Source organism: Burkholderia sp. FERM BP-3421, assembly GCF_028657905.1.
Lineage (GTDB): Bacteria > Pseudomonadota > Gammaproteobacteria > Burkholderiales > Burkholderiaceae > Burkholderia.
The window spans coordinates 1,088,207-1,114,968 of the sequence record NZ_CP117782.1 but is presented as its reverse complement, the minus strand read 5'-3'; the positions used below and the strand labels follow the sequence as shown (position 1 = coordinate 1,114,968).

Sequence of the window (26,762 nt, the reverse complement as noted above, 5' to 3'; positions counted from 1 at the left end):
GCATTATGCGACTGCGAGTCTGGCGTTATCTCCTGCCGATTTTCCTGGCCGTGCACGGCGCGGCGCCGCGTGCGGAAACTCCCGCCGCCGCATCGGCGCCGCAGGCCCACGCGTGGCGGGCGCTCTATTGCGCGGCGAACGGCGGTCGCGACATCACCGAGCAGGGCCAACTGAGCGTCGGCGAAGATGTCACGGCGGTGGCGGTCTGCCAGTATCCGGCGGCCGACGCCGCCGCGCCGCGCGCGAAAGCCGCGGCCGCGGTGGGCGGGCCCATCCAGCTTTCGCCGGTGACCGCGACGCTGCATCCGCCCGCCGGCGATTTCTCGCTGTCGGCAGGCAACCCGCTACCGGTCTCGTGCTCGGCCGATCTCGCGATCGCGCGCTGGCCGAACCTGCCGGCGGTCAGCAACGGCACGTCGAAGTTCAACTGCCGCGGCTACAACGTCGGCCAAAGCTCGGTGGGCTGCGGCGTGCAATGGTCGGGACCGACCTCGGTGACGGTCGGCGCGACGCCGTCCGGCGGCAGCGCGAGCGTGAACTTCACGTGCGCCGCCACGCGGCTCGGCGCGATCAGCACCGTGATGGACTATTCCTACAACGACGCGCTCTATCAACGCATCTTCTATTCCGCGCAGGGCGTGTTCGGGACCATCAATGTCCGTCAGTAAGCGTTGCCGCCCGGAGGTTCGATGACGCGGACGCCCGGTTCCGCGCCGGGCGTCCGCGGGCTGGCCGCCGCCCGCGCGAGCCTGCCGCTGGCGATCGCGCTGGCGGGTTGCGCCGCGTCTCCCGCGCGCGACGCCGGGCCCGACGCGTTCGCGCGGCACGTCACGGTCGCCTGCGTGGCCGGTCCGGATCAGGCGGAAACGCCCTGTCTGTCGAGCGCGCTGCGTGCGTGCGACGGCGACGCGAAACTGAAAAGGGTCCATCTGCACGCCGCGCTGCCGGTGACGGAGGGCGTCGACCAGCATCCCGCGCCGAGGTATCAGTACTCGGCCACCTACGCATGCGTGAACGCGCGGTGAGCGCATCCGCCTCCCGGGCCGTCGGGCGCGGCGCAGCGCGACGTCGGTGAACGCCGGGCGCGGCAGGCGCGATTCCGCCGTCCGTCACGCCCCGCCCCGGCCCCGCGCCACAGTCTTTCAACGGATCCGACACCCTCTCCGCCTCGATCCACTGCTTCGGTCTGCGAACGGACGCGCACCAAAATATGGACGCATGCGCACCTCGTTCGGCATTCGCGCTACCTAATATGAAGCGTCGGATGACGGCCTTCACGCCGACCAACGACGCTTCCATTCCAAGGAGACAGGCATGACATCGAGCCATTCGAAGCACCTGGCGCGCCGGACCCTGACCATGCTCGCAGTCGGGCTCGCGCTCAGCGGCGCGGCCGGCGCGACGAGCCGGACGGGCGGCGCCTATGCCGGCCCCGTTCCCGTGCCCGCCGCGTCCGTCGCGCTGCGCGCGGAACCGCTGCGTCTCGTCGACGACGGAACCGCGCTGAACGCACGCGCCCAGCAGACCGCGCTCGTGGACAGCTGCGCGAGCAGATGGTATTGGCGCAGCCTGATCGAGGAATTCACCTGTGGGTTCAGCGGACAGGGCTGGATCAACTGATCCCCTGCTCCGCCCCGCGCCTCAGCGGTCGCGCGCGAGTTGCGCCAGCAATTCGCGCGCCTGCTCGACGAGGTCGTCGGCAGTCGGCCGCAGCGCGAGCGGCAGCGCGTCGCGCAAGTGCCGCAGGTGTGCGTGGCTGCTGCGCGCATAGGCGGGATCGTAGTGCGTGTCGACGAGCGCCTCGAGCAGCGGCAGACGTTGTCCGGCGTCGAGCAGCGCCTGCCATTCGCGGATTCGCGCATGCCCATGCAGTTCGCTCAGCCGCGCGAGCTGCGCGTGGAAGTGCGCGGGATCGTCGAGCAGGTGCGCGTAGTCGTCGAGCAGCAGCGCAACCCGTTCCTCGCGGCTCGCCTCGATCCGCACACAGCGCGCGTCGCCGATTCCCGCCACCATCGAGAGCGGCAGCGTGATCGCGCCGATCCGGCGGCTTTCCGCCTCGACGAACACCGGCCGCGCGGGATCCAGGCCCTCGAGCGCGCCGACGAGCGCGGTATCGAAGGCCTTCTGCGACGGCTGCGCCGCGTCCGGCAGCGCGCCGAGCACCGAACCGCGATGCGCGGCCAGCCCTTCGAGGTCGAGCGTCTGCGCGCCCGCCTGAGCGAGCGCGCCGAGCAGCCGGGTCTTGCCGCTGCCGGTCGGGCCGGCCAGTACGACGAAGCGATACGCGGACGGCAGCGTGTCGAGCGACGCGAGCACCGAGCGGCGGTACTGCTTGTATCCGCCTTCGAGCTGGCGTGCGCGCCAGCCGATCAGGTTGAACAGCACCGTCATCGATTTCGAGCGCGCGCCGCCGCGCCAGCAATAGATGAGCGGCCGCCACTTGAGCGGCCGGTCGGCGAACAGCGTGTCCAGGTGGTGCGCGATGTTGCGCGCGGCCATCGCCGCGCCGACGCGGGTCGCCTCGTGCGGCGACACCTGCTTGTACATCGTGCCGACGATCACGCGCTCCTCGTTGCTGAGCACGGGTGCGTTGAGCGCGCCGGGCACATGGTCCTCGGCGAACTCGAGCGGGGTCCGGACATCGATGATCTCGTCGAACTCGGCCAGCTGGTCGAGGGTGGCAATCTGTGGATTCAAGGCGGGTGGTGGCGAGCGGGCCGGTTCGGTCTTGGCGGAAAGAACGATTATCCCATGCGCGGCGGCGCCGAACGCCCTGCGTCAAATCCACAGCCGATAGAGCCAGAACGATTCGTCTTCGCCGAACCGGCGCGCGAACTCGCTCGGCGAGAAGCCGGTGATGGCTTTCGACACGCGGCTCAGGTGCGCCTGGTCGGCGAAGCCCTCGTCGTGCGCGATGCCCGCCCAGTCGAACGGCAAGCCCGCCTCGAAACGCGCGCGCGCGGCGAAGAACACGCCCTCGGAACGCACCAGCGCCTGCCACTCCCGCAACGAGCGCCCACTGTACGCGCGCACGCGGCGCTCGACCTGCCGCGCGCTGTGCGTGCGCCGCCATTCGTGCGCCTGCCGCGCGAGCCGCTGCACCCAATGCCGGCCGACCTGCTCCAGCGTCGGCGCGGCGCTCGCGCGCCCGCGCAGCGCCTGCCAGCGCGGCGCGAGATGCTGTTCGAGCGCGGCGAGCAAGGCCGCGTCGTCGGGCGCGGCCACCAGCGCCCGGAACAAGGGCTGCCAGCCCGCGTCGAGCACCGCGGCGGCATCCACCACCTGATCCTGGAGCGCCGCCGGATCGATCCCGAACAGATGCCGCGCGACATCCGCCGTCATGCACAGGAAGCCGCCGCGCCCTTCCCGCGGCCCCCAGCTGGCGAGCGGCCGCGACTGGCTGCCGCCCAGCGCGACCTGCGCGCGCAGCGGATGCCAGCACGGCCCGTCTTCGCCGCGCTCGACGATGCCGAGCGTGTCGCTGTCGAACCACGAGAGCGTCAGGAGCGGCGAGGCCGACAAGTGAGTGAGACGCTGCGCGCCGTCGAGCCCGAGGCCGCGCGTATCGCGGCTGACCACGGCGATGAGGGCCCCCTGCAAGGCGGGCGGCGGAAGATGCAGGCGCGCGGCCTGCGCGCCGCCCGGGGCGCGGGGCGCGCGCGCATACGGATCGGGACAGGATGGCGGCGGCTCGGCATACATGGGGGTCGAGTATAGGCACGGGCCCCGCGCGTGTCGATGTCGTTTCGCTTCAAGACGCGCGGGCGCGGCGCGCCAACAATGCACGCCATGAACAAGCCCACGACCTCTCCCTGCCCGCACCGCGCCGATGCATCGTCCGCGCCCGTCGTTCCTCCTTCCGCCGGCGCCTGGCCGCCGGGCCCCGCCGCCGGGCTCACCGGCTGGGGCCTGCTGCGCGCGATGTCGCGCGACATGTTCAGCGCGCTGCACGCGTGGCAGCACGCGCACGGCGACGTGTTCCACCTGCGCATGTGGCCCGAGCACCAGCTCGTGATCTGCGATCCGGCGCTGGTGCGCGACCTGCTCGTCACGCACCACGACGCGCTGATCCGCTGGGAGCGGGCCATGCGGGTGTTCTCGCAACTGAACGGCCGCAGCGTCTTCATCTCGGAAGGCAAGCCCTGGCGCGCCAAACGCCATGCGCTGCAGCCGAACTTTTCGCGTCAGGCGGTGGATGCGTTCGTGCCGACCATTGCCGCGGCCGCCGACCAGGCGCTCTCGCGCTGGCGCACCGACGGCGGGCGTTGCGCGATCGAGAGCGCGCTGACCTCGCTGACGATGGACGTGATCCTGCGCATGATGTTCTCGGACCAGGTCGGCGACGATGCGCACCGGGTCGAGGAAGCCGTGCGCGCGGCGGTCGTCGCGGCCAACGCGGAGGTGTTCTGGCCGACGACCTCGCCGAACTGGATGCCGTGGAAGCGGGCCAAGCGCGATGCGCTCGTGCTGCTGCGCGATCTCATCGGCCGGCACGTGGACGCGCGCCTGCGCACGCCGTCCGACAGCTGGCCCGACGATCAGCTGACCCGGCTGCTGCATCTGCGTCGCGAGGATCCGGCCGGCTGGTCGCTGGAGGCGATCCGCGACGAATGCATGACGACCTTCGTCGCCGGTCACGAAACCGCGGCGGCCACGCTGACCTGGTGGGCGTGGTGCATGGCGGCGAACCCGGCCGCGCAGCGCGCGGCGCGCGCCGAGGTCCGCGCCTGTCTCGGCGACGCGGCGCCGACGCCCGACACCCTGCCCGCGCTGCGCTATGTCACGCAGACGCTGAAGGAGACGCTGCGGCTCTATCCGGCCGCCCCGATGCTGATCGCGCGGCGCGCGACGGCGCCCTTCACGCTCGGCCCGTGGCGCGTGCCGGCGCGCACCATGCTGTCGGTGCCGACCTTGCTCATGCATCGCGATCCGCGCTGGTTCGACGATCCGCTCGCATTCCGGCCGAAGCGCTTCGCGGCAGATGCGCCCGCCCCACCGCGCGGCGCCTACCTGCCGTTCGGCGCCGGCCCGCGCGTATGCCTCGGCCAGCATCTCGCGATGACCGAGATGACGGTGATCGCCGCGCGCATCCTGCAGCGTTTCGCGCTGAGCGCCCCGGCCGGCATGGCCGAACCGCGGCCGGTGATGAACGTGACGCTGCGCCCCGACACGCCGCTGCATCTGAACGTGGCGCGTATCGCGAGGCCGCGGGTGATGACCGGCAAGCCCGATCGCGAAGGCCCCGGGGGGCCGGACAGGGAAACGCGCGCGGCAAACCGGTGAGGCGCGCGTGCCGGCCGCGCGGCGTGGCCGGCTGGCCTGGACGCACGACCGCGCGCGCGACGCCGCGCGCGACCCGCAAGCGACGCAGTGCGGCGCCTCGACGTGTCGCGGCCGCCCGTCGCGCCGCGCGCCGCAGCCCCCATTGAAGCGCCCGCCGCAAACCGCTAAGGTGCGTGGAACGGCCGCGTCGCGCGGCCGGTTCGCCCGAGCGGCCCAGGAGACCTTCGCCATGTACTACCAGTTGACCTACGATCTCGTCGACGACTACCTCGAACGGCGCGGCGCGTATCGCGCCGACCATCTCGCGCTCGCCCAGGCCGCGACGGCGCGCGGCGAACTGCTGCTCGCGGGCGCGCTCGCCGACCCGGCCGACCATGCGGTGCTGGTGTTCCAGGGTGACGCACCGGCCGTCGCGGAAGCCTTCGCGCGCGCCGATCCGTATGTGCTCAACGGGCTGGTGACGCACTGGCGCGTGCGCCAGTGGAACGTGGTGGTCGGCCGCTGCGCGCAGGGCTGAACCGGCGCGCGCCTACAGCCAGCCCGCCTTCCTGAAGCGCCACCACAACACGACATCGGTGACGAGCATCAGTCCGAGGCAGGCATAGAAGCCATATTCCCAGCGCAGCTCGGGCATGTTGTTGAAGTTCATCCCGTAGATCCCGGCGATCATCGTCGGGATCGCGAACAGCGCGGCGAACGAGCCGAGCCGCTTCGTCACCTCGCTCTCCGCGAGCGAGATCATGCCGAGATTCACCTGGATCGCCGTGACCACCATCTCGCGGCGTCCTTCGATCGTCTTCACGATGCGCAGCAGGTGGTCGTACACGTCGCGGAAATAGTGCTCCATGCCGTTGCAGATCTGCGGCGTGCGTCCGCCGAACAGCTTCGACAGCGGCTCGATGAGCGGCGCCGTGTGCTGGTACAGCATCACGAGGCGGCGCTTGAGCAGATAGAGATCCTCGATGGTGGCGCGCGAGGCCGCGAGGTTCGATTTCGCGAAGATGCGGTCTTCGAGTTCCTCCAGCTCGGCGCCCAGCGCCTCGAGCGTCGGGAAGTAGCGATCCACGACCTGATCCATCAACGCGTAGAACACGAACGCCGAGCCCTCCTTCAGCAGATGCGGCTCGCGCTCGCAGCGCGTGCGCACGTCCTGGAAGCCGTGCGGCGTATGGTTGCGGATCGACAGCACGTAGTTCGGGCCGACGAACACATTGAGTTCGCCGATCTGGAATTCATCCTGCTCGTCGATCTCGACCGTGTGCAGCACCGCGAACAGCGAATCGCCGTATTCCTCGATCTTCGGACGCTGGTGGCCCTTGCGGGCGTCCTCGAGCGCCAGCTCGTGCAGGCCGAACTCCTCGCCCATGCGCTCGATGTCCTCGGGCGACGGATCCTTGAGCGCGACCCACACGAAGCATTCGGGGCGCGCGACATAGTCGCTGATATGGTCGATGTCGATGTCGGCGAGCTTGCGGCCATCTTGGTATGCAACGCAGTTGATCAGCATGGTCCTGTGAAAACGAGTCGGATGCCGGCAGTTTACCGGGTCGGACGACAGGCCCCCGGGCGTCGCATGCCACGTCCGGACAAATTTCTTGCATTCCATGCTTGTCCGGGCCGCCATTCTTGGTCATGATCGGGCTGCATGCGCCGCGCCCGACGCTTTCGGGCCCGCGCGCCCGAGGCGACCCCGCCGCGCCCGCGGCGTCATCAACAAGGAGACGGCTATGTGGTATTTCTCGTGGATACTCGGCATTGGCGTGGCGCTCGGGTTCGGCATCATCAACGTCATGTGGCTCGAATCGAACGGCCGGTTCCCGAACGACGGCGAAGCGCCGGCCGACGCCGGAAGCCGCCTGCCGTGACCTCCCTGGTGTTCTTCTGCGGTCATGCCGGCACCGGCAAGACCACGCTCGCGAAGCGGCTGATCGGGCCGCTCGCGCGCACGACGGGCAAGGCCTTCTGCCTGCTCGACAAGGACACGCTGTACGGGCGCTACAGCGCGGCCGCGATGGGCGCGTTGACCCAGGATCCGAACGACCGCGACAGCCCGCTTTACCTGCGCCACCTGCGCGACCCGGAATACCAGGGGTTGCTCGACACCGCCCGCGAGAATCTCGAACTCGGCACCAGCGTCATCGTGGTGGGGCCGCTGTCGCGCGAAGTGCGCGACGGCCGGCTGTTGAACCGCCAGTGGCTCGGCATCGGCCCGGAGGTCGAGTTGCGCGTGGTATGGGTCCATGTGTCCGAGGACGTCGCGCACGCGCGCATCGCCGCGCGCGGCAATCCCAACGACGCCTACAAGCTCGCGCACTGGGAGGAATACCGGCAGCGCCGCTTCGCGCCGACGGGCGACGCGTGCAACGGCCTGCTGCAGTTCGACAACACCGCGCCCGTCGGCGCCGATTACGACGCGCTGCTGCGCGCGCTGGCGCCGCCGTCCGGCGCGATGGTGCCGCCGCTGCCGGCCTGAGGCCGGCCCCGGCGCACGGGCCGCGGCCTGCCGCGGAGTCGCCCGCTGCGGGACCGCCTATCGCGGGGTCACCCGCTGTGGGATCGCCCGCCCCTGCTCCCCGCGCTTATGCGAGCGCGTGCATGCGTTCCAGCGTCCCGCCGTCGTACAGCTTGCCGAAGCGGTTCGCGAGGAACGCCTGCAGCGGCACCTGCTCCTGACGCACGAAGCCGCTCTGCGGCAGCACGCGTTCGCGGAACAGGTCGAGCACCGCGCACATCGCGCCCGCGGTCGTGATCTGGATCGCGCTCATCGGCATCCCGCACACTTCCTTCGCGAAGATCTTGCGGGTGAACACGTCCTGCACCAGCTGGCCGTCCTTCATGCCGGTCACGGTGACGAACACGAGCACCACGTCCTGCTTCGTCGACGGCACCGAGCGGCGCATGATCGTCTTGAGCGTGTCGCGGTCGCTCGCGAGCCGCAGATCCTCGAGCAGGAACTGGATCAGATCGCGATGGCCCGGATAGCGCACCGACTTGTAGTCGAGCGACTCGACCTTGCCCGACAGCGTCTCGCACAGCGTGCCGAGGCCGCCCGAGGTGTTGAACGCCTCGTATTCGATGCCGTCGAGCGAGAAATGCTCGAGCCCTTCGAGCGGCTGCACCCACTGCTGGCGACCATCGCGGATCGCTTCGCACGGCTGGCAGTACTCGTTGATGAGCCCGTCGACGCTCCAGGTCAGGTTGTATTTGAGCGCGTTGGTCGGGTACTCGGGCAGCGCGCCGACCCGCATCTTGACGTCGCGCACTTCGGTGAAGCCCTTGACCAGCTCGTGCGCGGCGATGCCGATGAAGCCCGGCGCGAGGCCGCACTGCGGCATGAATGCATGGCCCGTGCCTTCGGCGAGGCTGCGGATCGCATGCGTCGCGCGCACGTCCTCGGTCAGGTCGAAGTAATGCACGCCGGCGGCTTTCGCCGCGGCCGCGACGTTGACCGCGAGGTAGTACGGCAGCGCGTTGACGAGTGCGTCGAAGCCCTTGAGCGCGTCGCGGATCGCGTTCGCATCCGCGGAATCGACGCGTCGCGTGTCGATGCCCTGCGCCGACAGCTTGGCGAGCGCATCGGCATCGCGGTCGAACGCGACGACCTCGTAATCGCCCGTCTCGCGCAGCAGATGGGCAATGGTGTGGCCGATGAGGCCCGCGCCGACGATCGCGACTTTCATGGTGTGCTCTCCTGACAGGTGGATTTGTTGTGTAGGTGTACAGCCCTGTCCGAGAGTGTAAGGATGAGCAAAATCAGTTCCTAGACGCAAAGTGATGCGGAATGACAGCCCATTTCGTCAAAATGACGTATAGATTTGACGGTTTGTCGTAAACGGCGGGTAAACGCGATAGCGCCCGCGCGACGTGCGGGCCGTCGATACCGTCAATCGTGTGTTGCAAGGAGAAGGACGCGCGCGGCGATCGGCGCGCGCATGGCAGCGCCCGGCCGGATCAGACAGCCGCAGGCATCATGCGACGATGGGAGAGCGAGCGGGCGAAGTGCCGCCGGCGAGACACATCAACCGCCGAACGATCCGCGATCGATCTTGCGCGACAGGATGATCGACGTGGTGGTGCGTTCGACGCCGTCGAGCGCGCCGATCTGGTCGAGCAGATCGTTCAGGCGCTCGGGTGAATCGGCGCGCAACCATGCGACGTAGTCGTACTCGCCGCTGACCGCGCACAGCAGTTGCACTTCCGGCATGCGGTCGAGCCGCTTGAGCACGTCCTTGCCGAACTTCGGCGCGAGGATGATGCCGACATACGCATAGATGCTCGCATCGAGCACGTCCTGGCCGAGCCGCACGCTGTAGCCCGCGATGACCTGGCTGCGTTCGAGCCGGGCGATCCGGGCAAGCACGGTGGTGCGCGCGACGTCGAGCTGGCGCGCGAGGTCGGCGACGCTTGCGCGCGCATCGGCCTGCAGCAGCGCAACGAGGCTGCGGTCGAGTTCGTCGAGCTGGTCGAGACGGGGTGGACGCATGACGTGGAGGGAAATGACGGTGCCGCGATGATAGCGCCGAACCGCTAGGCGCCCAACCGCCCGACCACGAACTCGACGAAGCTCGTGAGCTTGGGCGTCGCGCGGCGATCGCGCGGATACAGCAGATGCACGCGCGACGGCGCCGGCATGTAGGCGTCGAGCACGGGCACCAGCGCGCCGCTCGCCAGTTCCCTCGCGAACAGCGCTTCCGGTTGCATCGCGATGCCGAAGCCCTGCAGCGCGGCCTCGCGCAGCGCCTGCGCGCTGGTCGCGCGGAACCGGCCGCGCGGCGCGACCGGCAGCTCCGCGCCCGCGAAGCGCCAGCCGCCCTCCTTGCCCGAATGCAGCAGACCGAGGCATTCGTGCCGTTCGAGATCGGCCGGCGTGCGCGGCACGCCGGCGCGCGCGAGATAGGCCGGCGCGGCGACCGCGCGCACCCGGTACGGCGCGAGCGGCCGGCCGACCAGCCCGGAATCGGCGAGCGGCCCGATCCGGATCGCCGCATCGAAGCCCTCGTCGACGAGATCGATGATCCGGTTCGACAGATCCAGTTCCACCGACACCTCCGGACACGCATCGAGATACGCGGTGATCGCGGGCGCGAACACCTCGACCCCATAGGTCAGCGGCGCGGTCACCTTGAGCACGCCGCGCGGCGCGGTCGTCATCGCTTCCGCAACCGCATCGGCATCCTTCACGTCGGCGAGGATCTGCCGGCACCGCTCGTAATATTCGCGGCCGATCTCGGTCAGGCTCTGGGTGCGGGTGGTGCGGGTCAGCAGCCGGGTGCCGAGCTGGATCTCGAGCGCCTTGACGTGCTTGCCGGCCATCGCGGCCGAGATGCCGGCCCGTTCGGCCGCGGCCGTCAGGCTGCCGGCCTCCACCACGCCGACGAAGATTTCCATGCTGGCGAGTTTATCCACCGTCGATTTCCATTCGTTTCGGTTGTAAGCAAGTGTCGCGACCGCGCCGTCGCGCGCGATACCGTGATACTAATAGCGTGCGGCCCCAATGCGTGCCGCGCGCGGCCATCGAGGCCGCCTTCGACGACCCAACAGGAGTTCCAATGAAACAACGCTCGCTGATCCTAGCCGCCGCGCTCGCGCTGTCGAGCGCCTTCGCCCACGCGCAGACCCCGGCCGCCGCGCCCGCCGCCGACACCGCCTCGTCCGCGCAGCGCACGGCGCGCCATGAGGCACGCGTCGAGGAGCGCATCAGCTATCTGCACGACCAGCTGAAGATCACGTCGGCGCAGGAAGCGCAATGGAAGGCCTTCGCGGATACGATGCGCGACAACGGCGACACGATGGGCCGCCTGTATCGCGAGCGGCTCGCGAACAAGAGCGTCTCGGCGCTCGACGACATGAAGCAGTACGCGGACCTCGCCCAGGCGAACGCCGACGGCGCGAAGAAGCTCGCGGAGACGTTCGCGCCGCTGTACGACGCGTTCCCGGCCGACCAGAAGGCGCTGGCCGACACGACCTTCCGCAAGTGGCTGCAGGGCCCCGCCAACGGGCACCGCAAGCCGGCCAAGCACGGCAAGGCCGACGCCAAGGCGGCGCCCGCCGAGCAGGCCAGCGCGCCCGCCGCGCAGTAGGCGGCGCGCACACGGCGGAGCGGCCCCGCTCCGCCGTTTTTCTTCTCCTGCGTCAGGCCTTCAAGTCAAGGCGCGGACACGAGCCGCGCGATCATCGCGTGCACCGCCTGCATCTGCACGCCCGATTTCCACGCATAGTTCTGCCCCGTATACGCGAACCAGTCCCAACAGCCGTTCGGATTGTAAGGCACCGTCGTCGCCGCCACTTGCGGGTACAGCACGATGATGCCGTTCGCGTCGGCCCAGCTGTCGTAGGTGGTGTCGTCGCGCACGATGGCCGCCGTCTGCAGGCAGCCGTGGAACACCACGTGCACCTTGCATGCGGTGCCCGCGCCGCACGCCTGCGGCACATAGGCGTAGGCATCGTCCGTCATGCCGCTCGACGCCGGCGCGAACTCGCGCTGGTTGAAGGTGACGACGCGCCCGGTCGGCTGCGCGGCGGGCGGCACGAGCGTGCCGTAGATCGTCGTCAGGATCACGCCCGCCTGGTCGTAAGGCATCTGTCCGACGGTGCAATGGTTCACGTAAGGTGAGCCATTCACGTTGCACGCATTGCCCATCGACGGCGTGATGAACGCATGGCCGGCCGGCACGTCGCTCACATAGGCGAGATTGGCGGACGGCACGCCCGCGAGCCGGAAGAACGTCGCGGTCGCATCCACCGCCGGCTGCCGGACAACGGTGTCTTGCGTACCACTGAACAAATAGAGCCGCACCCGCTGCAGGTTCGAAAGCGCGTCGATCTTTCCGCTCGCCGCGAAGCCTTGCGCCGCGCCCAGCATCAGCGAAGGATTGGGCGGCACGCCGGGTACGCCCCCCATGCAGATGCTCGTATTTACCAGATTGCCCGCCGCGCAGTAGTACGGACCACCCGCGATGATGCCCGCCCCCTTGACCGACGCCGAATAGGCCACCTGATACTGCACCGCCATGTAGCCGCCCGACGACAGTCCGGATACCGATACCTGCGCCGGATCGGCGCCCAGAGCAGGCAGCGGCGACGCGCCCAGGGCGCGTTGCGCGGGCAGCGCCGCGGATCCGGCGAGCGTGATCAGCATGGCAAGCGTGCGAAATGATGTTTTCATCTATTTCTCCTTTTTTATCCGATGAGGTATGCGACGCCGGCCATGCGCCGCGCCCCATCTTCGCCCCCTGTGTGCGATGCAACAAGGTACGTGTTGCCAGGTGCGCCAGGCTCCATTTCGAGATAAAGTGCCGGGTTTTCTTCCTGCAGATCCGATCATGATCGAACTGAACAATCTCGACCTGCGCGCCGATCCGGCCGCGCGGCGTGTCGTCAAGAACGAAACGGTTCAGGTCGAGTTCGCCGCCGCCGCGGGCGAACTGATGAGCCTCGAAGGGCTCAACCGCTATGTCGCGGGCGACGCGCTCGTCACCGGCTCGACGGGCGACCGCTGGGTGGTGTCGCGCGCGCGCTTCGACGCGAAATACCTGCCCGTCGACGCGGCGCTCGCGCACGGCGCGGCGGGCGCCTATCGGAACCGCCCGGCCGTGGTGCTCGCGAAGCGCATGGACGCGCCCTTCTCGATCGCGCGCTCGGCCGACGGCGACGTGCTGCGCGGCATCGCGGGCGACTGGGTCATGCAGTACGCGCCGGGCGACTACGGCGTGGTGCAGGCGCCGCGCTTCGCGCAGGTGTATCGCGACGCCGACTGAGCCCGCTTCCGCCCGATGCGACAAGGCCCGCCATCGTGACGATGGCGGGCCTTGTCCTTTATCGGCGCGGCAACGGCCGCTTACGCGAACGGCGCGTCGATCAGCAACGCCGATTCGCGCGGCACGGCCACGCCTTCCGCATGCATTTCCTCGAACGAGCCGAGCTGCGCCTCGATGAACGCGCGCAGCACCGCATGGCTGCGCGCGCGCTGCTGCGGCGCGAGCGCGAGATAGCGGGCCAGCGCGGCGGGCGCGATCCGCACGTCGAGCGTCATGCGGCGCGGCGTCGCGCCGAAGCGCATGCCGAGCCACTGCACCGACAGGAAACGGCCGGCCTCGTCGCTGCGTTCGGCGAAACGGGTCTGCTCGGGAAACAGATCGCAGACCACGTGCGCGAGCACGTCGAACTCGGCGCTCGCGCATTCGTAAATGTAGTCTTCCATCGCCGCCTCCTAGGCCGCCGCGGCCGCCGGGCGGCATTGGCGCACGAGCCAGAGCGCGGGCAGCGCCGCGATCAGCACGTAGCCGGCGATCATCCAGCCGAACGGCACGGCGCCGAGATTGTAGAGGATCGACGGCAGGTCGCCGAGCGGATGCACGATGATCAGGAGCGGCAGGATCCAGTGCTTGCCGGCGCGCACGCCGCGCCACATCAGCACCGACAGCAGCACCTGGAACGCGAGCGCGGCGACGCGCTCGAGCACCATCACCGTGATCGACTGGACCGACAGCGTCGCGAGCATCACCTGGATGCGCAACGCGAGATTGGCCGGCATGGTCGCGAGCTGCTCGTTCAGTTGGCCGCGATTCGCGAGCCAGGCGAGGTACACCCACTGGCCGAGCACCAGCACGCCGACGAACCACGCCTGCGCGCCGCCGTAGCCGATGCCGTGGCCCAGGCCGCGGCTGTCGCCGGCCGAGCCGCCATAGCGCCGCGCGAGCACGCGCATGCCGAGATAACGGCCGACTTCCTCGAACAGCGCGGCCGTCGCCATGCTGAACGCGAGGAAGGCCGCCGGCTTCGCGAACCACTGCATCGCGGCCGGCTGCGACAGGACCAGCCCGTAGAAGGCCCGTTCGAGCAGGGTCGCGAACAGCGTGAACACGATCACGCCGATGATCGCATCGCGCTTGTCGAGCGCCATCGGACGGCGCAGGAAACGGTACAGCGCAAGCGGCAGCAGCGCCACGAACAACGTGGCGATGATCAGCGCCGCCAGCGTGACGGGAGCAACAGTCATGGACAACATCCTTGGTCGAAATCGCGTGCACCGGCCGGTGCACGCCCCGCATGATACTCAGCTTGCGGTCGACGCGCGCACGATCAGCTCGCCCGGCAGCAGCGTTTCGCGCACCGCGCCCGTCGCGCCGTCGATGCGCTCATGGACGAATTCCACCGCGCGATAGCCGATTTCGTAGGTGGGCTGGCGGATCGTGGTGATGCCGATCAGCTCCGCCCATTCGGGATCGTCGATCGACAGGAGCGCGACATGGCGCTGCCAATCGGCGCCGTGCCGGCCGCGCAGGTGCCGCGCGATCGCGAGCGCGACGGGCGCGTTGGCCGCGAACAGCGCGAGACGGCCGCCCGTGCGCGCGGCCGTCCCGACCAGCGCATCGAGCGCGGCGAGCGCCTGCTGCGCGGCCTCCGGATCCTTGAGGTCCAGCACGATCGGCGCCGGCGCGGACCGGCCCGCGCGTGCGAACGCCGCGCGGAAGGCCGCCTCGCGCAACCGCCGCGAACTGACCTGCGTGAACGGCTGCACGACGAAATGCACCGCCTGGTAGCCCTGCTCGGTCAGGTGCCGCAGGCCCAGCTCGATCGCCGCCGCGTTGTCGAGGCCGATCAGGTCCGCCTCGAAGCCCTCGACCGTGCGGTCGACCAGCACCGTCGGGATGCCGCCGCCGCGCAGCGGCTTGAGCACCGCCTCTTCCGCGCCGAGCGCGTTGACGATCATGCCCTCCACCCGGTAGGTCGTGAGCAGCTGCAGATAGCGGCGCTCCATCTCGACTTCGTTCGCCGCGTGGCAGATGAGCGGCATGTAGCCGAGCGCGTGGCAGGCCGCCTCGACGCCTTGCAGCACCTCGACGGTGTAAGGATTCGTCAGGTCGGCGGCCAGGAGGCCGAGCAGCCGGTTGCGGCCGCGCTTGAGCCCGCGCGCCATCTGGTTCGGCCGGTAGTTGAGCCGTTCGATCGCGACTTCGATCCGCTTGCGCAGATCGGCGGACAACACGTTGGTCTCGCCGTTCAGGTAGCGCGACACGCTGGTCTTGCCGGTGCCGGCCTCACGCGCCACGTCGCTGATGGTCGCGGGACGCTGCGCTGTACTCTGGGATTCAGTCACTATGGTGCCTCGTGACACGTGGCCCGCGCCGCCTCGTGAACGGACGGGCAATTGTTGTTGGAATGGGGCCGCGCGCGGTCTTCGCCGCCCGTCGGCCCCGGCCCGGCGCACACGTCGCCGTGCTGCGCGCCACACGGTACTGCCTCGATCAGCGGGCGATCATAACGCAGCGGGACGGCCCCGACCCTGACGAGCGCTTCTAACCCGCGGCGGCCGGGGCCGATCACAAGGCGCCCCAACCATCCGGAATCCGCACGACCGCGCCGGCCGGCGCGGTCGCTGGTGTTGCCGTTCATCGGCTGCTCCGCTTCGAAGCGGCGCGCCTGCCGCGCCGCGAGATTTTCAGCGGATTCTACCGGCCGGTTCGGGAAAAGCGAGCGAATTCCGAGTATTCGTGCTTGTCAGGCGACGATCGCCGCCAACCGGCCACATCCGCCCGAAACGATCACGCGTCGCGTTGCTCCGGTCGCAACGCCTCGCGGTTGACGATATTACTCCGCAGCGTGTCGGCGAGCGCCGCCACGAGGTTTTCCGCCGCGCAGCGCGCCATCGCATGACGGGTCTCGCGGGTCGCGGAGCCGATGTGCGGCAGCGCGACCACCTGCGGCATCGACAGCAGCGGCGAATCGACGGCGAGCGGCTCGCGCTCGAACACGTCGAGCCCGGCGCCGCGGATCGCGCCCGCGCGCAGCGCGTCGATCAGCGCGGCCTCGTCGACCACCGGGCCGCGCGATGCGTTGATCAGGATCGCGCCGGCTTTCATTCGTGCAAGCTGGGGCGTGCCGATCAGGTGGCGCGTCTCCTCCGACAGCGGCACCTGCACGCAGACGAAATCGGCCTGTTCGAGCAGCGTGTCGAGCGGCACGCGACGCGCGCCGTAGTCGGCCTCGGCCTGTGGATTCGGGCTGCGGTTCGTGTACAGCACCGGCATCCGGAAGCCGAGCGCCCCGCGCCGCGCGACCGCGGCGCCGATCCGGCCGAGCCCGATGATGCCGAGCGTCTTGCCCTGCACGTCGGTGCCGTAGTACTGCTCGTCGATGCTGTGCCGCCACTGCCCCGCCTTCACGAAGTTCGCGAGTTCCACGACCCGCCGCGCGCTCGCGAGGATCAGCGCGAACACGGTGTCGGCGGTCGATTCGGTCAGCACGTCCGGCGTGTGCGCGAGCACGATGCCGCGCCGCGTGAGGTCCGCGACGTCGAAGTTGTCGTAGCCGACCGAGATGGTCGACCACGCCTTCAGGCGCGGCGCGCGATCGAGCAGCGCCGGCGTGATCCGGAGGCTCGCGCCGAGCGCGCCGTCGGCGTCGGGCAGCGCGGCGGCGAGCGCGTCGACGTCGTCCACGCAGGTCACGTCGGCGTGTTCGCGCAGATACGCGAGGACGTCGTCGGGCAACGGCTTGTAGGCGACGATACGGGGTTTCATCGAATCATTTTCCTTGCAACGGATGGGCGAGCGGCGCGGTCGCATCCGGCTGCGGCTTGACGGCGAGCGTCAGCACGACGGCCGCGATCAGCGCGGCGCTCATGAACGCATAGGAGGCCACGGGCGAGCCGGTCGCGCCGTTCAGGTAGCCGACGAAGTACGAGCCGAAGAACGAACCGAGCGCGCCCATGCTGTTGATGAGGGCCATCGCGCCGCCCGCGACATTGCGCGGCAGCAGCTCCGGCACGATCGCGAAGAACGGGCCGTACGGCGCGTACATCGCGGCGCCCGCGACCACCAGCAGCGCATACGAGATCCAGAAATGCGTCGAGCCGAGCGCGAACGACGCCGCGAACGCGGCCGCGCCGATCAGCAGGAACGGCCACACGAAGGCCTTGCGCGAGCCGACCTTGTCGGAGGCCCAGGACGCGAACAGCATCGCGATCGTGGCGGCCAGATAGGGCAGCGCGGACAGCCAGCCGGTCTCGACCATGCCGAGCGACGAACCGTTCTTCACGATCGACGGCAGCCACAGCACGAAGCCGTACACGCCGATGCTCCAGAAGAAATATTGCGCGCACAACTTGATCACGGCGGGCGAGCGGAACGCCTCGCCATAGTTGCGCATCGGCTTGATCGCGGCCTGCTCCGCGGCGAGCGCGGCGGCGAGATCGCGCTTTTCCTGGTCGGTGAGCCAGCGCGCCTGCGCGGGCTTGTCCTGCACCAGCAGCCACCAGCACACGGCCCACAGGATCGCCGGCACGCCCTCCGCGATGAACATGTGGCGCCAGCCGAACTCATGCACGAGGTAGCCCGACACGACCGACATCCACAGCACCGTGACCGGATTGCCGAGGATCAGGAAGGTGTTCGCGCGCGAGCGCTCGCCTTTCGTGAACCAGTTGCTGATGAAGATCAGCATCGCGGGCATCACGGCGGCCTCGACGACGCCGAGCAGGAAGCGGATCGCCATCAGCGACGGGATGTCGCTGACGATGCCGGTGAGCGCGGCGCACGCGCCCCACAGGATCAGGCTCCAGAACACCAGCTTCTTCACGCTGCGCCGCTCGGCGTAGATCGCGCCGGGAATCTGGAAGAAGAAATAACCCAGGAAGAACAGCGCGCCGATCAGCGACGACAGGCCCTTGCTGATGCCGAGGTCCTGGTTGATCCCGGCCGCCGCCGCGAATCCGTAGTTGGCGCGGTCGAGGTAGGCGAGACTGTAGGTGATGAAGACGATCGGCATGATCGTCCACCAACGGCGAAGCGCAAGCGTTGCGGGCATGATGGGTTGTCTCCTGGTGCGAATGGCGCTGGATGCGCGCCGCGATTGTGCCTTTCCCGCGGCGCGCGCCTGCGTCTTATCGGGTGAGCGAATCCTCTAGCCGATGCGGCCGATTGCTGCGTTTTTCGAGGCGATCGAGTTCGATGCGGGTCGGCAGGCCTTCGGAATCGCCGATCACCTGGATCGCCAGCGCGCCGATCCCGTTGCCGCGCGCCACCGCGTCGGCCACGCCCTTCCCTTCGAGCAGCGCGCTCACGACGCCCACCGCGAAACCGTCGCCCGCGCCGACCGTGTCGACCACATTCTCGACGCGTTCCGCCGCCACGGCGCCGCTTTCGCCCGTCGCGGTCTGATAGTACGCGCCCGCCGGCCCGAGCTTGATCACGACGCCGCGCGCGCCCTGGTCGAGATAGAAGCGCGCGATCTCGGCCGGCGTGTCGCGGCCGGTCAGCTGGCGGCCTTCGGCGAGACCCGGCAACACCCAATCGGCCAGCGCCGCGAGCGCGTTGAGCGTGCGCGTCATCACGTCGGTCGAGGGCCACAGCGAGGGCCGCAGGTTCGGGTCGAACGAGATCGAGCGGCCCGCCGCGTGCATCTCGCGCGCCAGTTGGAACGCCAGTTCGCACGACGAGGCCGAGATCGCGGGCGCGACGCCCGTCAAGTGCAGGTGGCGCGCGCCGAGCACGTAGTCCGGCACGTAGTCGGCCAGCGACAGGTGGCTCGCGGCCGAGCCCGCGCGGAAATATTCGACGACCGGATCGCTGCCGTCGTCGCAGCGCGACTTCAGCTGGAAACCGGTCGGATAGCGCGCATCGAGCGTCACGCACGAGGCGTCGATGCCCTCGCGCGCGAGCGTGTCGAGCACGAAGCGGCCGAACGAGTCGCGGCCCACGCGGCTCATCCAGCCGACCTTGAAGCCGAGGCGCGCGAGACCGATCGCGACGTTCAGGTCCGCGCCGGCCGCGCGCTTCGTAAACCGGCCGACCTCGGCGAGCGGGCCGGTCTCGGCGGCGACGAACATCGCCATGGCTTCGCCGTAGGTGACGACGTCGAGTTGCTTGCTGTTCATGCTTGGGGTTCCTTCATCCTGCCGGCGCGCCTCGCGCCCGGCGTGGCGAGATGCGTCAGGCGGCCTCGAGCCACGCGACCCGGCGGCGCGCATCGGCGGCGAGGTCCGCCGCGTCGAGCGGGAATTCGATGCCGCGCGGCACATCGGCCGGCAGGCGCGCGAGCACCGGCCCGAACAGCGGATCGTCGGCGGCGGGCGCCACGGCGAAGCGGCGCGCGCCCTCGCCCGTCACGGCCTTGCAATGAATGTACTCGACGTGCGCGGCGAGCGTGTCCGCCGCCGCGAGCGGCGCTTCGCCGGGCCACTGCCAGTTGCCGATGTCGAACGTCATGCCGAGCAGGTCGGGCGCGCCCGCCGCGCGCAAGGCGGCGAACAGCGTCGCGAACTGCGCGAGCGCGCCGCCTTGCGGCAGCTGGCCGTTCTCGACCAGGATCCGCGCGCGCGCCGGCGCGGCCAGCGCCGCGATCTCGCGCGCGGACGGGTCGCTCGCGTAGCCGCCCAGCTGGAATTTCACGTAGCGCGCGCCGAGCGCGTCCGCTTCGGCGAGCGCCGTCACGAAGCCCTCGCGGTTCAGCGCGCCGGCGTCGGTGTACAGCGTGTCGGGGGTCGAGTACACCGACCACAGCCCGGCCGCGGCAATCGCCGCGCCCAGTTCGGCCAGCGCGCGCGCCAGCGTGTCCTGCCCGGACGCGAACAGTTCGCGCCGCACCTCGAAACCCGCCGCGCCTGCCCGCGCCGCCTCGGCCACGAATGCATGGTGCCCGTCCCGGCGAACGGCCTCGGGACCAAATGCACTCGCGACGATGACGATCTCTGCCTTGTTCATGTTTCTGCCTCGGTTCGAATGGAACCGGTTCCATTAATTTGAACGGAATGGTGCGCCCGTCGCCGGACCCGGGCCATAGAGGAAATCCCTAGGGTTTTCGGTGTGCGGAACGCGCAGGCGAACGCCCGGAATCGCGCGCTTCCCCGGGAGACTTCCTGCGGAGCGTGGGCAAGGCGCGGGCCGCGCCGAACACCCCGGCGGAAATCCCCTCGGGAAAGCGCCGCCATCGGCGGCGATTTCAGGCCTCCCCTCGGAATCGATTTTCGATCGGGATTGCCGCGAAAACGGCCTCTAGGCTGTGGGCGAATCGGGAACGGACGCGTCGGGGGGCATCGCGATGTCGAGCGCCGTTGCATCGCCGGGCGTCGCCGCGCCGTGCAGGCACAGATCGAGGAAACGCGCCGCCGCGCGCGACGGCACGGTGTCGTGCGGCACAAGGATCGAGAAGCGGCGAACCAGCGGCTCGGGATCGAACGACAGCGCGACGAGCGCCGCGTCGTCATGCGTGAGCGACATCGCCGACACGAAGCCGATTCCCATGCCCGCGCGCACCGCTTCCTTGACCGCCTCGACGCCCGCGATCTCGAGCGCGACGCGCATCGGCGCGGCCGCGCGCGCGAATGCGCGCTCGACCAGCTGCCGCACGCCCGACCCCGCCTCGCGCAGCACCAGCGGCTGCGCGCCCAGCTCCGCAAGCGTGGCGCGGGCGCGCCCGCCCGCGCCACGCTGCGCGAGCGGATGCCGTGCCGGCGCGATCGCGACGATCTCGTCCTCGCGCCACGCATGCGTCCCGGTGCCCGGCGGCAGCGCGGCGCCCGGCGGCCCCTCGATCAGCGCGATGTCGAGCGACGCCAGCGCGCTCACCACCTCCGCCGTGTTGCCGCTCATCGTGCGGATCGCGACGCCCGGCGCAAGCGGCTGGAACGCCGCGATCAGGTAAGGCAGCACATAGCTCGCGGGCGTCGTGCTCGCGCCGATCCGCAGCGTGCCGTGCTCCAGGCCGCGCACCGCGTCGCGATAGGTGCGCGCCTGCGCGAAGGTGTCGCGCAGCTGCGACGCGTAGCAGGCAAGCTGCTCGCCGACCGGCGTGAGCCGCACGCCGCGCCCGTCGCGCTGGTACAGCGGCTCGCCGAATTCGTCCTGGAGCTGGCGCAACTGCCCCGACACCGCGGGCTGCGACAAATGCAGCGCCTGGGCGGCGCGGCTGATGTTGCGATGGTCGGCCACGGCGGCGAACGTTATCAGTTGATCGGGGGTCATGATTCGAAAATATCAGATTTCCCGATAGTTTATGTCGCAAATCACAATTTTTCATATCGATATATCTAAACTAGCATTAGCGCTATCGTTCGCCCCGACCCCAAGCCATGTCCACCGCGCCCACCCCGCACCTGAGCACCGCCTCCCCCGCCATCACGATGCGCGGTCAATTGAACGGCGTGCTGTTCGTCGCGCTGTTCGCGGCCGCCGTGACGCGCGTCGCCGAGCTGCCCGCGATCGCCGGCCTCGGGCTGAGCCCGCTGATCGTCGGCATCGTCGCGGGCGCGCTGTACGGCAACGCGCTGCGCGACGGGCTGCCCGCCAGCTGGGCGGCGGGCGTCAATTTTTCCGCGCGCAAGCTGCTGCGCATCGCGGTCGCGGTCTTCGGGCTGCGCGTGAGCCTGCAGGAAATCGCGCAGGTCGGCCTGCCGGGCCTCACGGTCTCGGTGCTGGTCGTGACCAGCACGCTCGCGCTCGGCACCTGGGCCGGCGTCAAGCTCATGAAGCTCGATCGCGACACCGCCCTCCTCACCGCCGCCGGCAGCGCGATCTGCGGCGCGGCGGCCGTGCTCGCATTCGAGTCGACGCTGCAGTCCAAGCCGCACCAGAGCGCGATGGCCGTGGGCAGCGTCGTGCTGTTCGGCACGCTGTCGATGTTCCTGTACCCGCTCGCCTACCACGCCGGCCTGCTCGGCGGGCTCGACGCGACCGGCCTCGGTCTGTTCTTCGGCGGCACGATCCACGAGGTCGCCCAGGTGGTCGGCGCGGCGAGCGACATCAGCCCGCAGGTCACGCATGTCGCGACCATCGTGAAGATGACGCGCGTGATGCTGCTGGTGCCGGTGCTGCTGATCCTCGGCGCCTGGCTCGCGCGCTCCGCGCGCCCCGGCCACGGCAAGCGCAAGGTCGCGGTGCCCTGGTTCGCGCTCGGCTTCCTCGCGCTGGTCGTCGTCAATTCGCTGAACGTGCTGCCGCAGTCGACGGTCCACACGCTGAACGCGCTCGACACCTTCGCGCTGACCATGGCCATGACCGCGCTCGGCATCGAGACCCGCATGGCGCAGATCCGCGCGGCCGGCCCGCGCGCGCTCACCACCGGCCTGATCCTGTATGCCTGGCTGATCGCGGGCGGTTACGCGATCACCTGGGCGGTCCAGCGCTGGCTTGGCTGAACGTCCGTCCACCGCGCATCGCGCCGCGCCCGCCAGGTCTCTCCGGCGCGCGCGGCGCGATGCTATTCTTCCGCTCGATCTCATTCGCCTGCCCTGCTCCGCCGTGCTGTCATTCCTGCTGAAGCTGCGCACCCGCGCGCACACCCTGTTCCGCCTGTCCGACGCCCACACGATGCTGGTCTGGTCGGTGATCGTCGGGATCGGCGGCGCCTTCGCGACGATCGCGTTCCGCCAGGGCATCGAGCTGATCCAGTACGCGCTGTCCGGGTCGAGCGGCAGCTTCGTCGCGATGGCGAAGCGCCTGCCGTGGCACATCCGCTTCTGGCTGCCCGCCGCCGGCGGCTTCCTGGCCGGCTGCGTGCTGCTGATCGCGAAACGCGGCGCCCAGAAGAACGGCAACACCGACTACATGGAGGCGGTCGCGCTCGGCGACGGCGTCGTGCCGGTCCGGCAGAGCCTGTGGCGCAGCCTGTCCTCGCTGCTGACGATCGGCAGCGGCGGCTCGATCGGCCGCGAAGGGCCGATGGTGCAGCTCGCCGCGCTGGCCGCATCGCTCGTCGGGCGCTTCGCCCACTTCGATCCGCCGCGCCTGCGCCTGCTCGTCGCGTGCGGCGCCGCGGCCGGCATCACCTCCGCGTACAACGCGCCGATCGCCGGCGCGTTCTTCGTCTGCGAAATCGTGCTCGGCTCGATCGCGATGCAGAGTTTCGGGCCGGTGGTGGTGGCGTCGGTGGTCGCCAACATCACGATGCGCGAATTCTCCGGCTACAAGCCGCCGTACGAGATGCCGGTGTTCCCGGCCGTGACCGGGCCGGAAGTGCTGCTGTTCGTCGCGCTCGGCCTGCTGTGCGGCGCGGCCGCGCCGCAGTTCCTGCGCCTGCTCGACGGCTCGAAGGCCGCGTTCGCGCGGCTGCCCGCGCCGCTGCCGGTGCGGCTCGCGCTCGGCGGCCTCGTGGTCGGGGTGATCTCGATCTGGGTGCCCGCCGTATGGGGCAACGGCTACAGCGTCGTCAACGCGATCCTGCATGCGCCGTGGACCTGGCAGGCGCTCGTCGCGGTGCTGCTGTTCAAGCTGATCGCGACCGCCGCGACCGCCGGCTCCGGCGCGGTGGGCGGGATCTTCACGCCGACCCTGTTCGTCGGCGCGGTGTTCGGCTCGCTGTTCGGGATCGCGATGCACGCGCTGCTGCCCGGCCATACGTCGGCCGCCTACGCGTACGCGATGGTGGGCATGGGCGCGTTCCTGGCCGGCGCGACCCAGGCGCCGCTGATGGCGATCCTGATGATCTTCGAGATGACGCTCAGCTATCAGGTGATGCTGCCGTTGATGGTGTCGTGCGTGGTCGCCCATTTCGCTGCGCGCGCGCTCGGCCGTGCGTCGATGTACGAGCTGACGCTGCGCCGCCACGACGACGAGCAGCAGCGCGCGCGCCTGAAGACCACCCAGATGCGCGAGCTGATCCAGCCGGCGGCGACCGTCGTGCCGCTCACCGCGAGCGTCGCCGACATGACGCGGATCTTCCTCGAATACCCGGTCAAGTATCTGTACGTGACCGACGAGGCCGGCCGCTTCCGCGGCGCGGTCGCGCTCAAGGACATCACCTCGGACCTGCTCGACAAGCGCGACACGACCGACAAGACCGCGGCGCACTACGCGCACACGCCGTTCCCGCTGCTCACACCCGACATGCCGCTCGGCGTCGCGCTCGAGCATTTCATGGCGTTCCAGGGCGAACGCCTGCCCGTGGTCGAGAGCGCCGCGGCGCCGACGCTCGCGGGCGTCGTCTACAAGACCTCGCTGCTCGACGCCTATCGGCGCATCAACGGTGAGCAATGACGCGCCCGCCTGCGGGCGTCGAGCACCGCGTCATCGCGCACCGCGTCGATGGAATGCGGCTGCGTCGGCGGGCTCAACGGGCGGGCGCGCGCCCGCGCACCGGGCGACGCTCGACGCCGGGCATCCCGTCGCTGCGCGGGACGAGATGCCTTGGCAAATGTGAACTATTCGAAATCATCAACACCAATGGCGCGTTCACCGCTATGATCGCGTCACTCGTCGGGGCGGACGTCGTATCAAGCCCCGATGCACGCCGGATGGAAGGCGCCTCGGACGAGGGTTTTCCCGAGATCGCGCGGCGCAGCGGCGATGCTCGCGTGCAGTTGCGGCCCGTCCGATTCGAACGCCGGGCGGCTGGAGCATCGGCGTGCGATGTCAGTCGCCTGCTGCAGGAAAGTTCTCTGGGCGATCGTCGAGCGCGTTGTCGTCGCGAAGCAGGACGTTCAGGCGACGCCCTGCGCCGCGCGAGCGCCGGAGCGAGCTCCCGCAAACGCGCGCCCCGATCGGGCGGCGCCCTTTCACGGGCAGCCGCTCGACGTGTCCGACGGACGACGCCGCACGGCCCGGCAGGTTTCACCGAAGTCGTTGTTCCCGTCATACGTAATACGAAATAGCAGGCGGCCAGGCATGGGGGCTTGGGCGACGACTTCGACTACCGTGCGGCAATCCCATTCTGCGGGCCCTTCGCTTTCCCGAAACGAAACAGGAAAACCGAGGGAACGCGTGAAGCGGGACGGCCCACGCTCCCCGGACGGACGGCGGATCGCAAACGACCCGCCTGCACAGCCCACCCAACCCGATTTTCCCGTACTCCATCACTCGACTCGAGCGGCGCCGGGCAGTCACCAGACGGAAGTCCATCACATGAACGCTCTCGGGTATTGGCTGCTGCTCTGCCTGCTGCGATTCCTGTCCATCCTTCCCTACGCGCTGGTCGCGAGAGCCGGCAGCCGCATCGGCGCGGCGCTCTACCGCATACCGAGCCGCCGCAGGCACGTGGTCCACGTCAACCTGCGGCTCTGCTTTCCGTTGAAGACCGACGCGGAGCGCGAGGTGCTCGCGCGCGCCCATTTCGAACACGTCGTGCGCAGCTACCTGGAGCGCGGCTTCCAGTGGTTCGGCAGCGCGCAGTCGATCAATCGCCTCGTCGAGATGGACAGCCGCATCGACCTGCACGACCCGGATGCGCCGCCGACGATCTTCATGGGCTTCCACTTCGTCGGCATCGAAGTGGGCTGCATGCTCTATTCGTCGTCGCTGCCCGTCGCGGCGCTCTATACGCGCATGTCGAACAGCCGCCTGTGCGATCTTGCCAAACGTCAGCGCGGACGCTTCGGCGCCAGGATGATCGAACGCAGCGCGAGCGCGAAACATCTCGTCAAGCTGCTGCGCTCGGGCACCCCGGTGATGCTCGCCGCGGACATGGACCACGGCACGACGGGTTCGGTATTCGCCCCGCTGTTCGGCGTGCAGGCCTGCACCTTGACGTCGGTGTCGCGGCTGGCAAAGCTGAGCGGCGCGCGGGTCGTGCCGTTCGTGACCGAAGTGCTGCCGGAATTCCGCGGCTACCGGCTGACGATCTTCGAGCCGCTCGACCACTATCCGACCCACTGCGAATCGCTCGACGCGCGCAGGATGAATGCCTTCCTCGAAGAGCAGATCCTTCGATTTCCCGAGCAGTACTACTGGGTGCACCGGCGCTTCAAGCACCGTCCGGCAGGCGAGCCGAGCGTCTATTGACGGCCGGCGCGACGCGGCGACGGCCCGCTCAGCCCGGCGCGCGGCCGAGCACGACGCGCGCGAAGAAGCCCGCCAGCACGTTTTCCGCCAGCTCGTTCGTCATCAGCTTGGGATCGGCCGTGTAGTAGAACTGCACGCCGTCGCACAGGCTCATCAGCCCGAACGCCAGCACCTCGGCCGACAAGGGCAGCGGCGCGCCCGAGCGCTGCGCGAAGCGCGTGATGTAGTCGGCCATGCGCCGGCACTTGTCCTGCATGAACGCATTGAAGCGCAGGCGGAATTTCGCGTCGCGCGCGGCGAGCAGCTTCGCCTCCGTCCACAGCAGGAAGTCCTCGTCGTTGAGAAAGCGCTGGCTGTAGTAGCGCAGCACGGTCTCTTCCATCTGCTCGCGCGCGCCGCCGCCGTCGAAGATCTCCTGCAGCTCGACCTGCACCGCGTCGTGGTCGCGCGTCAGCAACTCCAGCAGCAGTTCCGCCTTGCCGCCGAAATTCGAATAGAACGCGCCCCGCGTGTACCCTGCCGTGGCGGCGATGTCCTCGACACTCGCCGCCATGTAGCCCTTCTTCATGAACATCACGCGCGCAGCCTTCAGCAGACGCTCGCGCGTCTGGTCCTTGCTCTGCTCCCGTGTCAAACGCTTTGGTCTCATGGCGCGCAGTCTAGCATCTTTTACATTTCAGATTCATCTATACACTCAGATACAACACTGTATTAGAATGCAGGCGAGTTTTCGAAAACAACGGGTGCTGGTGTGCCGCCGGCGTCCGC

At 69.4% G+C, this 26,762-nt stretch carries 27 protein-coding genes and 1 pseudogene; 12 read left to right on the top strand and 16 right to left on the bottom strand.

What is annotated here, in order from left to right; all coding sequences use genetic code 11:
* Positions 1 to 5: 5 nt before the first annotated feature.
* The 3 genes from Bsp3421_RS21020 to Bsp3421_RS21010 all read left to right on the top strand — a co-directional run bounded on the left by Bsp3421_RS21020 (position 6) and on the right by Bsp3421_RS21010 (position 1,620).
* The gene (locus Bsp3421_RS21020) at positions 6 to 668 is read left to right on the top strand and encodes a hypothetical protein (protein WP_274003076.1); all 663 of its coding nucleotides are present in this window, start codon (positions 6 to 8) and stop codon (positions 666 to 668) included.
* Positions 669 to 689: 21 nt separating this feature from the next.
* Positions 690 to 1,025, top strand: coding sequence for a hypothetical protein (locus Bsp3421_RS21015; protein WP_274003074.1), 336 nt, complete (start codon positions 690 to 692; stop codon positions 1,023 to 1,025).
* A gap of 289 nt (positions 1,026 to 1,314) precedes the next feature.
* Positions 1,315 to 1,620, top strand: coding sequence for a hypothetical protein (locus tag Bsp3421_RS21010; RefSeq protein ID WP_274003073.1), 306 nt, complete (start codon positions 1,315 to 1,317; stop codon positions 1,618 to 1,620).
* Positions 1,621 to 1,641: 21 nt separating this feature from the next.
* On the opposite strand, the gene mnmH is transcribed toward Bsp3421_RS21010, so the two are convergent.
* Both mnmH and Bsp3421_RS21000 read right to left on the bottom strand, forming a co-directional pair.
* Complete coding sequence (gene mnmH, locus Bsp3421_RS21005) at positions 1,642 to 2,697, bottom strand: tRNA 2-selenouridine(34) synthase MnmH (RefSeq protein WP_274003071.1); 1,056 nt, start codon at positions 2,695 to 2,697, stop codon at positions 1,642 to 1,644.
* 81 nt (positions 2,698 to 2,778) lie between these two features.
* Positions 2,779 to 3,702, bottom strand: a complete 924-nt coding sequence (locus Bsp3421_RS21000; protein WP_274003070.1) for an AraC family transcriptional regulator — start codon at positions 3,700 to 3,702, stop codon at positions 2,779 to 2,781.
* A gap of 87 nt (positions 3,703 to 3,789) precedes the next feature.
* On the opposite strand from Bsp3421_RS21000, the gene Bsp3421_RS20995 reads away from it, so the two are divergent.
* Positions 3,790 to 5,283: a cytochrome P450 gene (locus Bsp3421_RS20995; protein WP_443111575.1), complete on the top strand. Its 1,494-nt coding sequence runs from the start codon at positions 3,790 to 3,792 to the stop codon at positions 5,281 to 5,283.
* Positions 5,284 to 5,512: 229 nt separating this feature from the next.
* On the top strand, positions 5,513 to 5,800 hold the full coding sequence (locus Bsp3421_RS20990; protein WP_274003069.1) for a YciI-like protein: 288 nt from the start codon (positions 5,513 to 5,515) through the stop codon (positions 5,798 to 5,800).
* Positions 5,801 to 5,812: 12 nt separating this feature from the next.
* Here the strand turns inward: Bsp3421_RS20990 and corA are convergent, their stop codons facing one another.
* Positions 5,813 to 6,790: a magnesium/cobalt transporter CorA gene (gene corA / locus Bsp3421_RS20985; RefSeq protein WP_274003067.1), complete on the bottom strand. Its 978-nt coding sequence runs from the start codon at positions 6,788 to 6,790 to the stop codon at positions 5,813 to 5,815.
* A gap of 220 nt (positions 6,791 to 7,010) precedes the next feature.
* On the opposite strand from corA, the gene cydX reads away from it, so the two are divergent.
* The gene (cydX, locus tag Bsp3421_RS20980; protein ID WP_274003066.1) at positions 7,011 to 7,148 is read left to right on the top strand and encodes a cytochrome bd-I oxidase subunit CydX; all 138 of its coding nucleotides are present in this window, start codon (positions 7,011 to 7,013) and stop codon (positions 7,146 to 7,148) included.
* Positions 7,145 to 7,756 (top strand): AAA family ATPase, encoded by a 612-nt coding sequence (locus Bsp3421_RS20975; protein ID WP_274003064.1) that lies wholly within the window; start codon positions 7,145 to 7,147, stop codon positions 7,754 to 7,756. The genes cydX and Bsp3421_RS20975 overlap by 4 nt, the downstream gene beginning before the upstream one ends.
* A gap of 106 nt (positions 7,757 to 7,862) precedes the next feature.
* Here the strand turns inward: Bsp3421_RS20975 and Bsp3421_RS20970 are convergent, their stop codons facing one another.
* The 3 genes from Bsp3421_RS20970 to Bsp3421_RS20960 form a co-directional block, all read right to left on the bottom strand.
* Positions 7,863 to 8,963 (bottom strand): saccharopine dehydrogenase family protein, encoded by a 1,101-nt coding sequence (locus Bsp3421_RS20970; protein WP_274003062.1) that lies wholly within the window; start codon positions 8,961 to 8,963, stop codon positions 7,863 to 7,865.
* Between the two features lie 338 nt (positions 8,964 to 9,301).
* Positions 9,302 to 9,766 carry an Lrp/AsnC family transcriptional regulator gene (locus Bsp3421_RS20965; RefSeq protein ID WP_274003060.1) on the bottom strand — a complete coding sequence of 155 codons (465 nt, stop codon included), beginning with the start codon at positions 9,764 to 9,766 and terminating at the stop codon, positions 9,302 to 9,304.
* A 44-nt stretch (positions 9,767 to 9,810) separates the two neighbouring features.
* Positions 9,811 to 10,689, bottom strand: a complete 879-nt coding sequence (locus Bsp3421_RS20960) for a LysR family transcriptional regulator (protein ID WP_274003058.1) — start codon at positions 10,687 to 10,689, stop codon at positions 9,811 to 9,813.
* Positions 10,690 to 10,832: 143 nt separating this feature from the next.
* Between Bsp3421_RS20960 and Bsp3421_RS20955 the strand changes: the two genes are divergently transcribed.
* The gene (locus tag Bsp3421_RS20955) at positions 10,833 to 11,363 is read left to right on the top strand and encodes a Spy/CpxP family protein refolding chaperone (protein WP_252987377.1); all 531 of its coding nucleotides are present in this window, start codon (positions 10,833 to 10,835) and stop codon (positions 11,361 to 11,363) included.
* Positions 11,364 to 11,428: 65 nt separating this feature from the next.
* On the opposite strand, the gene Bsp3421_RS20950 is transcribed toward Bsp3421_RS20955, so the two are convergent.
* On the bottom strand, positions 11,429 to 12,448 hold the full coding sequence (locus Bsp3421_RS20950; RefSeq protein ID WP_443111574.1) for an extracellular catalytic domain type 2 short-chain-length polyhydroxyalkanoate depolymerase: 1,020 nt from the start codon (positions 12,446 to 12,448) through the stop codon (positions 11,429 to 11,431).
* A gap of 157 nt (positions 12,449 to 12,605) precedes the next feature.
* On the opposite strand from Bsp3421_RS20950, the gene Bsp3421_RS20945 reads away from it, so the two are divergent.
* Positions 12,606 to 13,040, top strand: coding sequence for a PGDYG domain-containing protein (locus tag Bsp3421_RS20945; protein ID WP_274003056.1), 435 nt, complete (start codon positions 12,606 to 12,608; stop codon positions 13,038 to 13,040).
* A gap of 80 nt (positions 13,041 to 13,120) precedes the next feature.
* On the opposite strand, the gene Bsp3421_RS20940 is transcribed toward Bsp3421_RS20945, so the two are convergent.
* From Bsp3421_RS20940 to Bsp3421_RS20905, 8 genes and pseudogenes are all read right to left on the bottom strand, one after another.
* A complete protein-coding gene (locus tag Bsp3421_RS20940) occupies positions 13,121 to 13,483 on the bottom strand; it encodes a DUF3022 domain-containing protein (RefSeq protein WP_274003053.1) in 363 nt (120 codons plus the stop codon).
* 9 nt (positions 13,484 to 13,492) lie between these two features.
* The gene (locus tag Bsp3421_RS20935) at positions 13,493 to 14,281 is read right to left on the bottom strand and encodes a YhfC family glutamic-type intramembrane protease (protein ID WP_274003051.1); all 789 of its coding nucleotides are present in this window, start codon (positions 14,279 to 14,281) and stop codon (positions 13,493 to 13,495) included.
* A gap of 57 nt (positions 14,282 to 14,338) precedes the next feature.
* Entirely contained in the window at positions 14,339 to 15,382 is a 1,044-nt protein-coding gene (locus Bsp3421_RS20930; RefSeq protein WP_274003049.1) for a LacI family DNA-binding transcriptional regulator, read from the bottom strand.
* A gap of 445 nt (positions 15,383 to 15,827) precedes the next feature.
* Positions 15,828 to 16,805, bottom strand: a complete 978-nt coding sequence (locus Bsp3421_RS20925) for a 2-hydroxyacid dehydrogenase (protein WP_274003048.1) — start codon at positions 16,803 to 16,805, stop codon at positions 15,828 to 15,830.
* Positions 16,806 to 16,809: 4 nt separating this feature from the next.
* The gene (locus Bsp3421_RS20920) at positions 16,810 to 18,090 is read right to left on the bottom strand and encodes an MFS transporter (RefSeq protein WP_274003046.1); all 1,281 of its coding nucleotides are present in this window, start codon (positions 18,088 to 18,090) and stop codon (positions 16,810 to 16,812) included.
* A 76-nt stretch (positions 18,091 to 18,166) separates the two neighbouring features.
* Positions 18,167 to 19,159, bottom strand: a complete 993-nt coding sequence (locus Bsp3421_RS20915) for a sugar kinase (protein ID WP_274003045.1) — start codon at positions 19,157 to 19,159, stop codon at positions 18,167 to 18,169.
* Between the two features lie 55 nt (positions 19,160 to 19,214).
* Entirely contained in the window at positions 19,215 to 19,985 is a 771-nt protein-coding gene (locus Bsp3421_RS20910) for a TIM barrel protein (RefSeq protein ID WP_274003043.1), read from the bottom strand.
* Between the two features lie 378 nt (positions 19,986 to 20,363).
* Positions 20,364 to 21,245: pseudogene (locus tag Bsp3421_RS20905) on the bottom strand (LysR family transcriptional regulator); the annotation flags it as partial.
* A gap of 107 nt (positions 21,246 to 21,352) precedes the next feature.
* On the opposite strand from Bsp3421_RS20905, the gene Bsp3421_RS20900 reads away from it, so the two are divergent.
* From Bsp3421_RS20900 to Bsp3421_RS20890, 3 genes are all read left to right on the top strand, one after another.
* Complete coding sequence (locus Bsp3421_RS20900; protein ID WP_274003040.1) at positions 21,353 to 22,417, top strand: YeiH family protein; 1,065 nt, start codon at positions 21,353 to 21,355, stop codon at positions 22,415 to 22,417.
* 103 nt (positions 22,418 to 22,520) lie between these two features.
* Positions 22,521 to 24,254 carry a ClcB-like voltage-gated chloride channel protein gene (locus Bsp3421_RS20895; RefSeq protein WP_274003039.1) on the top strand — a complete coding sequence of 578 codons (1,734 nt, stop codon included), beginning with the start codon at positions 22,521 to 22,523 and terminating at the stop codon, positions 24,252 to 24,254.
* 864 nt (positions 24,255 to 25,118) lie between these two features.
* Positions 25,119 to 25,994: a lipid A biosynthesis lauroyl acyltransferase gene (locus tag Bsp3421_RS20890; protein ID WP_274003036.1), complete on the top strand. Its 876-nt coding sequence runs from the start codon at positions 25,119 to 25,121 to the stop codon at positions 25,992 to 25,994.
* A gap of 28 nt (positions 25,995 to 26,022) precedes the next feature.
* On the opposite strand, the gene Bsp3421_RS20885 is transcribed toward Bsp3421_RS20890, so the two are convergent.
* On the bottom strand, positions 26,023 to 26,643 hold the full coding sequence (locus tag Bsp3421_RS20885; protein WP_274003035.1) for a TetR/AcrR family transcriptional regulator: 621 nt from the start codon (positions 26,641 to 26,643) through the stop codon (positions 26,023 to 26,025).
* Between the last annotated feature and the right edge of the window lie 119 nt (positions 26,644 to 26,762).

What these genes read in the sequence shown, in the direction of transcription:
- Bsp3421_RS21020 (WP_274003076.1), top strand. Translation starts at nt 6, where the DNA reads ATGCGACTGCGAGTCTGGCGTTATCTCCTGCCGATTTTCCTGGCCGTG.
- Bsp3421_RS21015 (WP_274003074.1), top strand. Translation starts at nt 690, where the DNA reads ATGACGCGGACGCCCGGTTCCGCGCCGGGCGTCCGCGGGCTGGCCGCC.
- Bsp3421_RS21010 (WP_274003073.1), top strand. Translation starts at nt 1,315, where the DNA reads ATGACATCGAGCCATTCGAAGCACCTGGCGCGCCGGACCCTGACCATG.
- Bsp3421_RS21000 (WP_274003070.1), bottom strand. Translation starts at nt 3,702, where the DNA reads ATGTATGCCGAGCCGCCGCCATCCTGTCCCGATCCGTATGCGCGCGCG.
- Bsp3421_RS20995 (WP_443111575.1), top strand. Translation starts at nt 3,790, where the DNA reads ATGAACAAGCCCACGACCTCTCCCTGCCCGCACCGCGCCGATGCATCG.
- Bsp3421_RS20990 (WP_274003069.1), top strand. Translation starts at nt 5,513, where the DNA reads ATGTACTACCAGTTGACCTACGATCTCGTCGACGACTACCTCGAACGG.
- corA (WP_274003067.1), bottom strand. Translation starts at nt 6,790, where the DNA reads ATGCTGATCAACTGCGTTGCATACCAAGATGGCCGCAAGCTCGCCGAC.
- cydX (WP_274003066.1), top strand. Translation starts at nt 7,011, where the DNA reads ATGTGGTATTTCTCGTGGATACTCGGCATTGGCGTGGCGCTCGGGTTC.
- Bsp3421_RS20970 (WP_274003062.1), bottom strand. Translation starts at nt 8,963, where the DNA reads ATGAAAGTCGCGATCGTCGGCGCGGGCCTCATCGGCCACACCATTGCC.
- Bsp3421_RS20965 (WP_274003060.1), bottom strand. Translation starts at nt 9,766, where the DNA reads ATGCGTCCACCCCGTCTCGACCAGCTCGACGAACTCGACCGCAGCCTC.
- Bsp3421_RS20955 (WP_252987377.1), top strand. Translation starts at nt 10,833, where the DNA reads ATGAAACAACGCTCGCTGATCCTAGCCGCCGCGCTCGCGCTGTCGAGC.
- Bsp3421_RS20950 (WP_443111574.1), bottom strand. Translation starts at nt 12,448, where the DNA reads ATGAAAACATCATTTCGCACGCTTGCCATGCTGATCACGCTCGCCGGA.
- Bsp3421_RS20945 (WP_274003056.1), top strand. Translation starts at nt 12,606, where the DNA reads ATGATCGAACTGAACAATCTCGACCTGCGCGCCGATCCGGCCGCGCGG.
- Bsp3421_RS20940 (WP_274003053.1), bottom strand. Translation starts at nt 13,483, where the DNA reads ATGGAAGACTACATTTACGAATGCGCGAGCGCCGAGTTCGACGTGCTC.
- Bsp3421_RS20935 (WP_274003051.1), bottom strand. Translation starts at nt 14,281, where the DNA reads ATGACTGTTGCTCCCGTCACGCTGGCGGCGCTGATCATCGCCACGTTG.
- Bsp3421_RS20925 (WP_274003048.1), bottom strand. Translation starts at nt 16,805, where the DNA reads ATGAAACCCCGTATCGTCGCCTACAAGCCGTTGCCCGACGACGTCCTC.
- Bsp3421_RS20920 (WP_274003046.1), bottom strand. Translation starts at nt 18,090, where the DNA reads ATGCCCGCAACGCTTGCGCTTCGCCGTTGGTGGACGATCATGCCGATC.
- Bsp3421_RS20915 (WP_274003045.1), bottom strand. Translation starts at nt 19,159, where the DNA reads ATGAACAGCAAGCAACTCGACGTCGTCACCTACGGCGAAGCCATGGCG.
- Bsp3421_RS20910 (WP_274003043.1), bottom strand. Translation starts at nt 19,985, where the DNA reads ATGAACAAGGCAGAGATCGTCATCGTCGCGAGTGCATTTGGTCCCGAG.
- Bsp3421_RS20900 (WP_274003040.1), top strand. Translation starts at nt 21,353, where the DNA reads ATGTCCACCGCGCCCACCCCGCACCTGAGCACCGCCTCCCCCGCCATC.
- Bsp3421_RS20890 (WP_274003036.1), top strand. Translation starts at nt 25,119, where the DNA reads ATGAACGCTCTCGGGTATTGGCTGCTGCTCTGCCTGCTGCGATTCCTG.
- Bsp3421_RS20885 (WP_274003035.1), bottom strand. Translation starts at nt 26,643, where the DNA reads ATGAGACCAAAGCGTTTGACACGGGAGCAGAGCAAGGACCAGACGCGC.